A 14067-nucleotide genomic window follows, 5' to 3' on the forward strand; every position below is an offset into this window, starting at 1 on the left:
AACCTGCGGCTAGCTTCCTAATTGGCTCTTTGATTTTCATTGAGTATTAAAATAGGTCATTTTCTTCTGGGAGGAGGATAGTCTCTCTACCATTCATATCTAAAACCAGAACTCTCGGGGGATAAAGAGGGTCGAAAGGATGATTAAAGTCAAAATCAATGGCTGTGGGGAGGTGTTGACTTGAGAAGTGGAAGGTAATTTTTCCTTGGTTATTGAGCAATTGAAACTCAAGTTCTTCTTCCAATTCAAAGACATTTTTTAAGAAGTGGTCAATAATATACCAAAAAGAATCAATGACATCATCAGGCAAGCTGGTAACAATGCCAAAACTAGCAGACCGCATCTGGGTATTGGTAAAAGCCATATTTTTGCCCCCTTTCTTTTCCCTTATCATACAGCAAATAGGATTAAAAATCAAGAAAAGGTGATTTTTTGAAAAGGATTTTAGCTACAGGGAGAAATAAGGAAAAAATCCTAAAAATCTCCCGAAGTTAATAGGTAAATTCCCAAATTAACTTGATTATATAACTTTCAGTTACTTTGAGAAGTTACGCATTAGAAATGACTTTGTCCATGTCCCAGAAGGTCTTGGAATTGAGGGGAGTTCCTTCACGAGATTCAACAAGAGTTTGTTCGTATTGTTTTTGAGCTTGTTTAGCAAGGTAGAAGATTTTCTGATAGCCACAATTCTGTCTTCTTTTAGGGCATCCATTACAGACAAAGGGAGCTTTGTCGAGTAGAGGGCAAGGAAGGTTATCACAAGTAGATTCTCTAACTTGTCTATTTCGTTTGACTTCTTTAGAAACAGTAGTTGGGTCTTTTAGAATGGACTGTCCAATAGCTTTGAAGGTTTCACCGCGCTCTAAGCCTAATTGGATATCATTACGGTCTGAAAGGGCAAGGTGTTTATGTTTTGTCATAGTAGACCTCATTTCTAACTCAAACGTCTCACACTTAATTCCACCATAAAAATCCGTTTTAGACTAATTTCCACTTTGGTCAGGCAAGTGGAAGTTACTTTGAGAAGTTACGTTTAGAAAAATATTTTTCATATCTATTGACTTTTAGGGGTGAAATTTGGTATTATAGTAGGCGGTATTGTTTACCCCATTTGAAAGGCCCCGGAACCTTCCAAATACTTTTCGATGGGAAGGAACACCCATCACCGTAAACAAAAATCGAACTATATATAGGAGAAATCATGAACAAAACAACATTTATGGCTAAACCAGGCCAAGTTGAACGTAAATGGTACGTAGTTGACGCAACTGATGTACCACTTGGACGTCTTTCTGCAGTAGTTGCTAGCGTACTTCGCGGAAAAAACAAACCAACATTTACACCACACACTGATACAGGTGACTTTGTGATTGTTATCAATGCTGAAAAAGTTAAATTGACTGGTAAAAAAGCAACTGATAAAATCTACTACACTCACTCAAACCACCCAGGTGGATTGAAACAAATCTCTGCAGGTGAACTTCGTTCTAAAAATGCAGTACGTTTGATAGAGAAATCAGTTAAAGGTATGCTTCCACACAATACTCTTGGACGCGCTCAAGGTATGAAGTTGAAAGTATTTGTTGGAGCTGAGCACACTCACGCTGCACAACAACCAGAAGTTCTTGATATTTCAGGACTTATCTAAGGAAAGGAACAATAAAGTATGTCACAAGCACAATATGCAGGTACTGGACGTCGTAAAAACGCTGTTGCACGCGTTCGCCTTGTTCCAGGAACTGGTAAAATCACTGTTAACAAAAAAGATGTTGAAGAGTACATCCCACACGCTGACCTTCGTCTTGTCATCAACCAACCATTCGCAGTTACTTCAACTGTAGGTTCATACGACGTTTTCGTTAACGTTGTAGGTGGTGGATACGCTGGTCAATCAGGAGCTATCCGTCACGGTATCGCTCGTGCCCTTCTTCAAGTAGACCCAGACTTCCGCGATTCATTGAAACGCGCAGGACTTCTTACACGTGACTCACGTAAAGTTGAACGTAAGAAACCAGGTCTTAAGAAAGCTCGTAAAGCATCACAATTTAGTAAACGTTAATCAATACGATCATATCAACGTTTCAAAGCACTCAAAAGTTTACCTTATGGGTGCTTTTTTCGTATTTTTTTGAAAAGCTTACCTCAAAGTTTACCTTATTTTTACCTTATTGTTTTAGAGACTTTAAAGCAAATTCACCAACTGCCATAGGAACTACATTAGGAGTATTGACATAAATTTGAGTTGTACCTGTATGTCGTAGTTTATGAAGTGTAGCATGTGCCAGCTCTTTATGTCGCTTTCTAATGCTTTTCATTTTATTGTTCAGATAGTCAGCATGTAAAGGCTTGTTGGTGTTTCCTTTTGCTATATCGACACTATAATATGACTGGGAGGGCAAAGTCAGTTGCTTTAAAACGTTAATTGATACGATTATATCAATATTTCAAAGCTATTTGCAAAGTGCTTTTCTAGGTTTACACTTAAAATAATTGTTAAGTTATATAGGAACCTTCTAGATAAAGACTGAGTACTTTTAGAGTATAATATAGTTATGTAGAGTTAAAAAGAATTGAGGAAAGTAATATTGGCTAAATCTCACATATCAGAATTATTACCAACTAAGTATAGAAAACGTCATCAATTAATGCTATATTTGTATGATATACTAGTTGATATTTTAGTTAAAGCTGATAAATATCAATTATCCAGTCTATCTTTTAGATTTACTAATGAGATAAATGATGAAATTGACTTGTTTGATGAACTAGATAGACAAAAAGATTTAGATATTTCTGAATATGTATATATACCTCACATCTTTTTTTCAATTTTACGTGATTTAAATTACTACCTATTTGAATCTCTGAGTTGTATAGAGAGGGGAAAAGTTACTGTTGCATTTTCTCTTGCTAGGAAACCTTTTCAAGATAATTTATTTTATTTAAGTTGGATATTGGTTCAACCACATGATTTCTTAGAAAAAATACAATATGGAGAGCTTAGGGAATATGACGTAAGTGATTTGAAGGGTAAAAAAGAATTTGTTATTGACCTACTTTTAAAAGCAAAAGAATCGATTCAGTATGAAAATGGTTTTTTGGATTTTAGTAGAGAATTACTTGATCCTGAATTACTATATGACATTATATATAATCGAAAGGCAGAAAATAGTTTAACAAGTGTATTTGATCAATCTATTCATTTGGTGACAAAGAATAAAAATTATCCTACGGAAAAGCGAAATCTTAATTTTATATTTTCTGATGATAAGATTTGGGATGATTTTTGGCATTTGTTCTATGAGAAAACACCCTACATTCTCATTTATTTAGTAGAAGTAGCTATTGCTATATTTGAGAAATATTTTGATATTGATTTAGAAATAGTTACCCTTAACCGGTATATTAGAAATTTAAAGATAATTTTAGCTTTATCTGGAGAAGAAAATAAAGAATTAGAAAGTATTTTTGATTTCATATTTAATGGTGATAATCTTAGCATGACATGTGAAGAATGCGGGAGGATATATAAGTTCAATATCAATTTAGTGAGGGAAATAAAAGAAGATTATCTATATACTTGTCAGAATTGTGGTTTTGTAGAGAGACTAGGGCAATATTTTGTGAGTGATGAATTATTGAGTAATAAAAGAAATACTCTGATTGATAACTCGAATGATGAGAATTGGAAGCTGGTCTAATACAATTAAAAGGTAGTACCGACATAAAAATCATAGTTTAGAAAGTTGTGAAGATTTTTGAAAAGCAATCAGAAAGGATAATATGAAATTTAAAGATTACACTTGGAATAAAGAGTTTGAAATAAAAGGGTATTTTTCAGAACGTTCCGACGATATAGTTAGTAAGGATAACTTGAGCGGTATTTTACATTATTCTTCTAGTGAAATTGTATTAGAATTATTTGGTGGATTTGAAGAGGAATCAGGTATTTCATTCGGTTTTGGTAAGTGTTTGGAAAAGATATATGGTTTCTCCAGTAATGGTAATATTTTAATTTTAAATACTTATGGTGAACCAATGGTACATTCCTCATCTCCTGGATTTCCGATAACTAGATATAGAGTAAAAAATTTTAAAATTTACAGTGTATTTTATAATGAGCTTGGAAATTTTGATTATAGTTCTGAGGCCTTTAAAGATTTAATTAATGAATTAGATTCTGAAAAAATCAAGGAATATAATTTTAGCTTTGAACATATTGAGGAATGGATTGAAAAATCATTGGTAACTGTTAAATATAGAGACAATCAAACTATTTTTGAAAGTGCAGTAAGTGAATATCAACCAACAAAAGTGTCAATAAGATCACTAGGAATGAACTTTGAAGATGTGGCAATACTCCATTCTTCATATACAACTACGTCATTTACCAGTGATTATTTTATTAAACTTATTTCAGCTGATTTAAATATAAGATATTTTGATGAATTTTATCAAGCTTCACATAAGTTTAAGGAATTTATTGAGATTTTATCAAATATACCATTGTCTTTTACTAATATTGAATTTCTTGTTCTTTATAAAATGATAGATGGTAAGCGTATGCCACTTATAAAAGGCAAATTCTTTGTTCAGCATTCTAGAAAATCCCAAAAATGGAAATCGTATTCTCAGCAAGATATTTCTTTGAGGGCATTAGAAGATAATTTTGAACATATTTTAAATCATTGGTTTGATAAATCTGAGGAACTTGAATTTATAGTGAGACAATTTTCAAAAAATCTTCATGGTGATTTATATTTGGAAGATCAGTTGGTTGATGCTATTAGGAATTTGGAAGTTTACTCTAGAAATTTTAAGAATTTTAAAAATCCGAAATGTTTATCTGATGTTGAAGAAAAAGCTAGACAATCTTTGTTTGACTTTATAAACACACATCTTTTAGAAGAGGTAAGAAGAAAATTTAGAAATAAATTGAAATTTAATCAAAAAGAGCCTAACCTTGCCGAACGTTTAAAAAATTTATTCGATTCAATTGATGAGCTTAATCTGTCTAAAATTTTTTCGAATAGTGAGAGAGAATTACTAATAATAAAATTAATTCAAACACGAAATTACTATACTCATGGTGATTCGAAAGATAACTATCCAGAAATGATAACAGATATCAGGGAGATGTATGAAACAAAATTGTTTCTTCAAGAAGTGCTGAGATATTATATTTATCAAGAATTGGATATGAAATATAAATATAAAAAATTCTAAACCTCAAGCCATTAGCTCAATGATTTAGGATGTTTTCATGGAAATTGGAACAATTGACACAGTTGTTGAGACTTTAGTCGCTTATAAATGTGGCTGCAACCTGACAAGGTCAGTTGTCTGTAAACGTTAATCAATATGAGTATATTAACGTTTACAGACATTCAAGAATTTTCTCTTGGATGTCTTTTTTGTATAGAAATCAAGAGTTTCCATCATTGATTTTTAGTCTAGTATTAGTTTCTACTGAATAAGCTTTTTCGGCCATAACAAAACACTCCTGTTCATAGTTTCACTAGATTTTGACAGGAGTGTTTTTCTTGTGTATCAATTTATAGGTTCAGTATTTTTCTAGTAACCAATCTATGATATTTTTCTTTTCAATTCCATTGTAATTTGCTGTTGGCTGAATCGTATCCATTGTTAATAGATATTTTGGGAATTGATCTTTAATGGCTTCTAGTGGTCTAAGTTCTTTTTCTAGTGTTTCTGGAGCAAGTGTTGTTTCACTGACTTGATAATAAGCGTAGTGGCCAAGATCAGTTACAACAACAAAATCAACCTCATACTTATCTAAATTACCAACATATACTTGTGAATATCTACGTCTTAATTCCAAATATACAATATTTTCCAAGATATGCCCAATGTCTTCCTTGTGGTCTGGTAATAAGAGATGTCGTAAACCTAAATCAACGGGATAATATTTTTCTAAGCGTTGCAATAATGCTCTGCCTTTTACATCAAAACGTGGAACAGAATAAAAAAGTAAACTATCTGTCAAAGTTGTCAAATAATTTTCTAAAGTATTATGGGATATTGAAACATTTTGGCTGACCAAGGTATTGCGAATCTTATTTGTTGATATTAAGCTACCTGTACTACTGAGAAGGGTTCGGACAATGCGCTCAATAATAGTAGGATTTGGATTTCCCAATCTAGTGACAATATCATTTAACAGTATTGAGTTATATATTCCTCTGAGATAGTCAATTTTTTCAGCGTAAGATGATGTTTGCAATAAGTAAGGGAAAGCACTAAAGAGATAATTGTTAAAAATTTCTGTTGTATTCAGATTCTCTGAGAGAGATTGACCTGATAGGTATTCTTCAAATGACAAAGGAAGGACCTCTATCTCAACATACCGACCAGTCAAGTTTGTTGCTAATTGGCTGCTCATAAAGTAGGCGTTTGATCCAGTCAAATAGAGGTCAACATTTGGTAGGATGAATAGACTATCTGCTACCAGTTCAAATTTCTCAACATGTTGAATTTCATCTAAAAAGATATAGTATGTTTTCTCGCTAACTAATTGATCTTTTATATAAGCGTATAATGTTTGAAAATGTCGGAGGTCATAGTAACTCAGATCCTCAAAATTGATGGATATGATTTGATCCTCGTCTACCCCAGTTGCTAGTAACTCTTCTTTATAGAGTTGAAAGAGAACAGATTTACCAGCTCGTCTAACTCCACTCACAACCTTAATGATTTGTCGGTCACGATGTCTTCTTAAAAAGTCTAAATAATGTGGTCTTTTAATATAGTTCATAATAGATACCTCAAAGATAGTATAATACAAATAAAGATTATTTTCAAATATTTATAAATAATATTTAATTCGTTTGATTATTTCTAAGTATTTAGAAATAGTGTTTTTCTGCAATTAAAAAATAGTCCATTTTGGTATGGCATGATAGTAAATCTTGTGAGGTTTTGTAGCAAGTATTCAAATAAAAAGCGCATACTATCAGGCGTGTAAAAGCTTGATAGTATACGTTTCATCCTAGAAATATTTACGGGCTGTTTTTCTCAAACTGACTTTTTAAGAAGTTACCTTATTAGCAATTTCAAATAAGTTTATGGGGCTATCTTTGGAAAAACTGTAGAATTTCAAAAATTACTACAGACCTTGAATTTTACTTATCATTTCAATGATTTAGATTGCTTACATTTTGTTTTGATAAGTTTTACGGTAATCTCCAGGAGAAAGTCCAGTCCTTTGTTTAAAAATTTTAGTAAAGTAAGAATAATTATCATACCCTACTTGACAGGATACTTGTGATATCGAGATATCTGTTTGAGATAGGAGAGATTTAGCAGCATTAATGCGCTTATCCGTTATATATTTAACAAGAGTTTCTCCAGTTTCTTTTTTAAAAATTCTAGCCAAATGATCTGCGCTGAGATAAACCATATCTGCTAATATAGAACGATTTATATCTTCATAGTAGTGATGATCTATGTATTCGACAATGCGTTGAATACTATTTTTCTGGTTTTCAATGTTTGTTGCAAATTTCTTAGCATGCGACCAGTAATAATCAAAGTAATCCTGAAAAGATTCAATTGAATGAAAGCGTCGTTGGAATAAGAAATCATGAGTGCTGTTTTGGAATAATTTATGTGCCGAGATTCCATTTTGATCTAGATATATTCCTATTTGTTGAATCCAATCTAGTAAAATTTGCTGTAGTGTGAAAGTAGGAATTTGAGAATTATAGGCAAGTGAATTAATTTTTTCTCTTAATTCGTATTCACTTAAGCTATCTAAAAAAGTAATTGAAAGAGTTTCTGTTTTAAAGGAAGTTGGAAAACTATGTGGAACACATGTAATAGTATTCCAATAAGAAACATATTGTTCATTATAAGTGTAGAGTTCTTTGGTATGAAATAAAATATCGGATAGTTTGTGGCAGCTTTTATATATAATGTTTGAGTATTTACTAAAATTATTAGAAATTTGAGAATGAATTTCATATGCCAATTTGTCACTACGTTTGGATGAGTCTACTCTAAAGAGACAAACATATTGATCAACCTGGCTTTCCATCTTGAACAAACTTATCAGCTTATAAGAAGGTTGTGAAATTCTTTGAAGTTCTCTTTTTAGTTGAGAAGTCCATGATGGAGTTTCTGCAGAATAATCTTCTTCATTAAGATTGATTGTTAAAACTGCAAGGAAAAAATATTGGTGTTTTTTAAGAATAAAACCTTGTTTGCTTGCTATGTTTTCTAGCTCATCAATGCGAGAAATTTGAGGTTTTCTAAGGTAATCATACCAGAAATTATCTTCTATTTGTAAAAGTGCATCATTTTTCCCGTTTGAGTTATGATTCTCAATTTTACTAATGGCTTTTTGAATAATAAATTCTAATTTTTCAAAGTTAATGGGTTTTAGATAGTATTCGAAGCTTTGTAATTCAATTGCTTTTTGAGCATAGTTGAAGTCGGCGTAATTGGTTAAAAAAATTGTTTTTATATCATATTTTTCATTTCTAATCCAAGATAAGAGTTCGAGGCCACTACCTTGAGGCATTTCTATATCGCTTATCATGAGATCAATAGGATTCTCTCTAATAATATTTTGAGCTTGAGTGAGGCTATAGGCAACATAAACAGTGTCAATGTGTAGTTTAGCCCAATTTATTTTCTCTCGTAAAGCTTCAATGATAAAACGATCGTCATCAACTAATAAGATGTTCATTATAACCTCCGTCTATAATCTTGTATGGAATAAGTAAAAGAATTTTAGCCCCACCTTCTTCATTATTTTCAAATGCAATACTATAGTCATTAGGATAGAGAAGATTTAAACGTTCGATGGTGTTTGTGATCCCAATATGATGTCCATCTTCTGTTATTAGAGACTGTTTCTGATTTAGTTTTGATAAAATTTCTTCAGAGAAACCTGGACCATTATCCTCGATACAAATCTGAATATAATCTGAGTTCTCAGTTTTTACTTTTTTTATCGATAGCAAAATTGTAAATAAATCCTGAAATGAAAAACCGTGTTTGATTGTGTTTTCAATAAATGTTTGTAAAAGTAATGATGGGATAAGAGTATTTTGTAGGTCATCATTGTAGTTTAGTGAAAAGTAGATGCTATTTCCATATCGAATTTGTTGTATTTCTAAATAATCTTTAATATGCTGAACTTCATCTTTAAGTTCTGAAAAATCTTGATTAGCCATAAATAAATGACGGAGATAATTTGAAGTTAGGATAGTTAACTCTTCAATTTCTTTATAGTTTTTTGTTTGAAGCATACTATGAATCATTGATAACATATTTAAGTAGAAATGCGGACGAATTTGGTTCTTAAGATAATTAAGCTCAATCTTCTTAAGTTCTAGTTGTGAATGGTATTCTCGTATTTTTAATTCTTGCATGTCAAATATTACTTTATTAAGTTTATCATTTGCCTTATCAATTTCTAGTATACCTTCAGATATAAAAAATTCAGAAGGGGGGATGGAGCCCCCAAGTTGAGAGAGCCGTTCAGTGAGTCTTGTTATTGGTTTAATCATCCATTGACGAATATACAGGATAATGATGATTGATAAAATGGTGATAATGATAGGAACAGCTGATAAAAATACTTCTAAGAGTGTGATATTTCTAAAGACTTCGACATAATCGACTAAAACATAAATATCGAAAGGTAAATGCGTTTTTTCATTTTGAGCATGAATCAGGTAGTTTTCGGAGGGTATATTGTTAGGCTCTTTTAGGGAAAGTTTACCATTATTTCCAATATTGAGTTTTTTGAGAGGTTTTAGGATATCTTCTGAAGATATGACGGCATAAATGATTTTTCCTTCGTAATGAACAGATTTAACTAAGTATTCGCTGTTTTTAGTAGTTACATTTTTCCATTTACGGTCACTTATATCACTACGCAATGATTTTAGATTTGATTTTAACAGTAGATAATCTTCATATGGAATATAAAGATTGGAGACATTTATAAAATAATCAGTACTATCGGTTTCTAATAAGAATGTCATATGAGTTTCATTTTGATATTCAAACTCTGCAAAGCTAGTTTGAACTTTTTTAAGATTTTCTTGATACTCAAGAAACGTTTGTACATGATTTAAGTTCTCTAAAGATTCATTATGCGTTATTGTTGAGTACATAAAGCGTTCTACAGAATGTAATTTCTCATTAACAGAATCAGCATAAATTTCAATTGAACTACGTAAGTGTACTATATTTTGGTTTTTAATAAAATTTCTGGTTATGTTACTCATAGCAATATTGATTAAAATATTTATCAATAGTAGTACAAGTAGGAGTTTAAAGAAAAAATGAATGGAATGTTTTTTTGATAAGTCGTGATTTAATTTCATATACTATTCTCCTCTTAAAATTATAGCACTTTGAAAATACGATATCATGTAACAAAACAGATATGTTTTATCAAGATGTCGGAAAAGTAATAGTTTTTAAAATTAAAAAACTGAAAAATTGATAAACCTAGTCCAAAAAGTTCTATTAAGGGAATTCTATATGGTGTAAAATAATCGTAGAAAATCAAATAGGAGGAAAAACATGAAAGTAGCATCTCAACTTCATAAAATAAAATTAAAGCATAGTATTCCGTTATATATATTACTTTTTCCTTCAATATTGCTATTGATTTTATTTTCCTATATTCCCATGTTGGGACTAATTATTGCATTTAAAGACTATTCACCAGCCAATGGTATCTTTGCTAGTCAGTGGGTAGGATTTAAGTACTTTACTCAATTTTTCTCATCATTCCAATTCGGGACAACTATGTTCAATACATTAAAAATTTCACTTTATAGTATTGTAGTAGGATTCCCCTTACCTATTATACTAGCTATCATTAGTAATCAGTTAAGAGTTGGGAAATTTAGAAAAATATTTCAAGTGACAACTTACTTACCTCATTTTATCTCTACAATGGTTATGTGTGGGATGATTATCTTATTTTTATCTCCTACTAGTGGTTTGTTAGCGAATGTATTTAAGTCTGTTGGAATCACTATTCCAGATTTTTTATCAAAACCTAGTCATTTTGCAGGTGTTTATGTTTGGAGTGATGTATGGCAACATATTGGTTGGGATAGTATTATTTATCTGGCGGCGCTTTCTGCAATTGATCCTACATATTATGAGGCTGCAACTATGGATGGTGCCTCTAGGTTACAAAAAATTCGGCATATAGAATTACCATTGCTTTTGCCGACTGCTATGATTTTATTAATATTAAGAGCAGGTAGTTTATTAAGTGTAGGGTTTGAGAAAGTGTTACTACTACAGAATCCTCTTAATTTAGCAGGAAGTGAGATAATTTCGACCTATGTTTATAAAGTTGGTATGGTGAACTTTCAGTATAGTTATTCGACAGCTATAGGGTTATTTAACACGGTAGTTAATCTAATAATTTTGTTATCTGTTAACTGGTTCTCAAAAAGATATACTAGAACGGGTCTTTTTTAAAGGAAGGAGTGCTCAAGGTGAAATGGTTTCATAAATCAAGAAAAACAAACTCTGAATTATTATTTGATATAGTTACCTATGGTTTAGCAATTTTCCTTATCCTGTTAATTGTTTATCCGTTATGGTTTGTAGTGATTGCATCTTTTAGTAATCCTTCAGATGTTGCAAACGGGAAGGTATGGTTTATTCCAAGAGAATGGAAATTAGATGGATATTTACGTCTTATTCAACAACCTTTATTTTTGCGTAGCTATCTAAATACAATTTTATATACTGTTGTTGGTACCTTGGTTGCTTTAGTAGTCAATATTCCAGCTGGTTATGCTTTATCTAGAAAAGAATTAGTTGGTAGAAAGTGGATGAGTATTCTATACATAATCCCTATGTTCGTATCAGGTGGCTTGATTCCTACCTACTTAACAGTAAAGAATGTAGGCTTGATTGATACATTTTGGGTAATGGTAATCCCTTTTGCAGTTTCATCATACAATATTATTGTTGCTAGAACTTTCTTTAATAATAGTATTCCAGACGGGATGTGGGAGGCTGCGCAAATTGATGGATGTGGTACAATTCGTTATTTTATTAAAATAGTTGTTCCGTTATCAAAAGCTATTATAGCAGTTATTGGACTTTGGACTGCAGTTGGTATTTGGAATTCGTGGTTTAATGCTTTAATTTATTTAACGAATGAAAATTTACAACCATTGCAATTAATTTTACGACGTTTACTAATTAGTAATCAAATGTTACAATCGCAAGCAACAGGAGAAGTTGCATCAGATCTTCGTATCAAAGCCGATATGATGAAATATGCAGCAATTGTTATTTCAACCGCTCCGATAATGTTGCTATATCCCTTTGTTCAAAAATATTTTAATCAAGGCGTAATGATTGGCGCCTTGAAAGAATAGGAGAAAAACATGAAAAATAAATCATTTACATATTTGTTCTTAGGAACAGTTACACTTGCTGGCTTAACAGCCTGTGCAAATTCTAATAATGCGAATAAGGATGATAAGTCTGGAGAAGATTCTTATAAAATCACAACTGTTCGTTGGTCTGACTGGGGGGAAGATTATCATAAAGGTTTTCTAACTGATTCTGCCAAAGAATCAGGTATCGATGTTAAATGGGATACACTTGTAGCTGCAGATTGGGCAGATAAGAAATCTGTGTTGGTTGCTAGTGGAGATTTACCAGATGCATTTTTAGGTTCAAATGCTTTTACAGATTCAGAAATTGCTCAGAACCAATCTTTATTTATTCCATTGGAAGATTTAATCAAGGAAAACATGCCAAATTTAACTAAGGCTATGGAGAAAGAACCTAAGATTAAAGCGATGATTACTTCACCAGATGGTCATATCTACAGCCTGCCTAAAAAATTACCGATGCGTCCTACTGTAGCTAATCAGCTATTTATTAATAAAAAGTGGCTAGATAATTTAGGATTAAAGGTTCCAGAAACGTATGATGATTTAGTAAAAGTACTACAAGAATTTAAGGATAAAGATGCGAACGGAAATGGAGACGCGTCTGATGAAATTCCATTTGGAGCAGGAAACTTTGATCCAACATTCTCATATATTCTTCCGTTCAATAATCGTTTAGGTGCAGATAATACATATGAAATGTCTGTAAAAGATGGAAAACCAGTCTACCTTCGTACAGAAGAAAGTTATAAACAAGGGATTGCAGCAATGCATGAAGCTTATAAAAAAGGTTTGATTGATCCGGAAATCTTTACAGAAGATACCTCTATGAGTGTAGCAAAACGTATGGATAAGGGAGTATCTAGAGTAGGTGTTTCTAGTGGTTGGACAGCAGATGCAACGTTTGGCTTACATTCAAGTGAATATATTGCTCTACCTGCTTTAAAAGGTATGGATGGTAAACAATATGTCTTTTCTGATCCAGATCATTACAACTATGGTCGAAATGAAATTTTGATTACAAATAAGAGTAAAAATCCTGCTAAATTATTGAAATGGTTGGATAAATTATATACAGATGAAGCAAGTATTCAGAATTTCTATGGATCATTTGGAATAGCTACTGAAAAGAATGGTGATAAGTTTAAAGTGTTACCTCCTAAAGATGGTAAATCAGCTGATGAATGGGCATGGATTAATTCACTTCGAGATTTTGGTCCTAAATACGTAAGCGATGATATCAATAGTCGCGTAGAAATCGATCAAACACAAGGTGATGGATTGAAATTGAAGATGGACCAAGATTTGAAACAATTTGCGTTGCCAGCTTACCCTAATGTGATTTATTCACAAGAAGAACTTAACAAATTATCATCAATCTATGTGAGTATTGAATCTTATGTCAAACAACAAGCATCTAAATGGGTAGTTGAAGGCGGCATAGAAAAAGAATGGGACTCATACAAAGAAACTCTTAAGAATATGGGATTGGACGAATTTATGAAGATTCAACAGGAAGCATATAATCGTTACCAAAAAGAAGTCAAAGAGTAATACTTTATATGAACTCTTGGTTGTATAAACAAGGGACTAGCTAATTACAGGAAGCGAGACTGATAACATCAAATTATCTCGCTTCCTTTATTCTAAT

At 31.9% G+C, this 14067-nt stretch carries 11 protein-coding genes and 2 pseudogenes; 7 read left to right on the forward strand and 6 right to left on the reverse strand.

Translation table 11 applies throughout. The features are described from left to right. Positions 1 to 46: 46 nt before the first annotated feature. The gene (locus HT725_RS02935; RefSeq protein WP_173234219.1) at positions 47 to 364 is read right to left on the reverse strand and encodes a DUF960 domain-containing protein; all 318 of its coding nucleotides are present in this window, start codon (positions 362 to 364) and stop codon (positions 47 to 49) included. A gap of 190 nt (positions 365 to 554) precedes the next feature. Beyond that, positions 555 to 920, reverse strand: a pseudogene (locus HT725_RS02940) (helix-turn-helix domain-containing protein); the annotation flags it as partial. A gap of 281 nt (positions 921 to 1201) precedes the next feature. Between HT725_RS02940 and rplM the strand changes: the two are divergent. Both rplM and rpsI read left to right on the forward strand, forming a co-directional pair. Further along, entirely contained in the window at positions 1202 to 1648 is a 447-nt protein-coding gene (gene rplM / locus HT725_RS02945) for a 50S ribosomal protein L13 (protein ID WP_001044624.1), read from the forward strand. Positions 1649 to 1666: 18 nt separating this feature from the next. Then, positions 1667 to 2059, forward strand: coding sequence for a 30S ribosomal protein S9 (gene rpsI / locus HT725_RS02950; RefSeq protein ID WP_000075973.1), 393 nt, complete (start codon positions 1667 to 1669; stop codon positions 2057 to 2059). A 106-nt stretch (positions 2060 to 2165) separates the two neighbouring features. On the opposite strand, the pseudogene HT725_RS02955 reads toward rpsI, so the two are convergent. Further along, positions 2166 to 2363 (reverse strand): annotated as a pseudogene (locus tag HT725_RS02955) (site-specific integrase); the annotation flags it as partial. Positions 2364 to 2585: 222 nt separating this feature from the next. Here HT725_RS02955 and HT725_RS02960 point away from each other — a divergent pair. Both HT725_RS02960 and HT725_RS02965 read left to right on the forward strand, forming a co-directional pair. Continuing rightward, positions 2586 to 3701, forward strand: a complete 1116-nt coding sequence (locus HT725_RS02960) for a hypothetical protein (RefSeq protein ID WP_173218030.1) — start codon at positions 2586 to 2588, stop codon at positions 3699 to 3701. Positions 3702 to 3783: 82 nt separating this feature from the next. Next, entirely contained in the window at positions 3784 to 5226 is a 1443-nt protein-coding gene (locus HT725_RS02965) for a HEPN domain-containing protein (protein ID WP_173218028.1), read from the forward strand. Between the two features lie 337 nt (positions 5227 to 5563). Here HT725_RS02965 and HT725_RS02970 read toward each other — a convergent pair whose 3' ends face one another. The 3 genes from HT725_RS02970 to HT725_RS02980 form a co-directional block, all read right to left on the reverse strand. Continuing rightward, positions 5564 to 6775, reverse strand: coding sequence for an ATP-binding protein (locus HT725_RS02970; RefSeq protein ID WP_173218026.1), 1212 nt, complete (start codon positions 6773 to 6775; stop codon positions 5564 to 5566). Between the two features lie 396 nt (positions 6776 to 7171). After that, entirely contained in the window at positions 7172 to 8710 is a 1539-nt protein-coding gene (locus HT725_RS02975; protein WP_173218024.1) for a helix-turn-helix domain-containing protein, read from the reverse strand. After that, on the reverse strand, positions 8691 to 10361 hold the full coding sequence (locus HT725_RS02980; protein ID WP_173218022.1) for a histidine kinase: 1671 nt from the start codon (positions 10359 to 10361) through the stop codon (positions 8691 to 8693). Before HT725_RS02980 ends, HT725_RS02975 begins: the two co-directional genes overlap by 20 nt. A gap of 202 nt (positions 10362 to 10563) precedes the next feature. Between HT725_RS02980 and HT725_RS02985 the strand changes: the two genes are divergently transcribed. Genes HT725_RS02985 through HT725_RS02995 form a run of 3 tightly spaced genes read left to right on the forward strand, consistent with a single transcriptional unit; the run spans position 10564 to position 13970 of the window. After that, entirely contained in the window at positions 10564 to 11481 is a 918-nt protein-coding gene (locus tag HT725_RS02985) for an ABC transporter permease subunit (RefSeq protein WP_000861540.1), read from the forward strand. 17 nt (positions 11482 to 11498) lie between these two features. Further along, the gene (locus tag HT725_RS02990) at positions 11499 to 12395 is read left to right on the forward strand and encodes a carbohydrate ABC transporter permease (protein WP_000870790.1); all 897 of its coding nucleotides are present in this window, start codon (positions 11499 to 11501) and stop codon (positions 12393 to 12395) included. Positions 12396 to 12404: 9 nt separating this feature from the next. Continuing rightward, positions 12405 to 13970 carry an extracellular solute-binding protein gene (locus HT725_RS02995; RefSeq protein ID WP_164226506.1) on the forward strand — a complete coding sequence of 522 codons (1566 nt, stop codon included), beginning with the start codon at positions 12405 to 12407 and terminating at the stop codon, positions 13968 to 13970. The last annotated feature ends 97 nt before the right edge of the window (positions 13971 to 14067 follow it).

This window comes from Streptococcus sp. 2579 (assembly GCF_013277195.1).
GTDB lineage: Bacteria > Bacillota > Bacilli > Lactobacillales > Streptococcaceae > Streptococcus.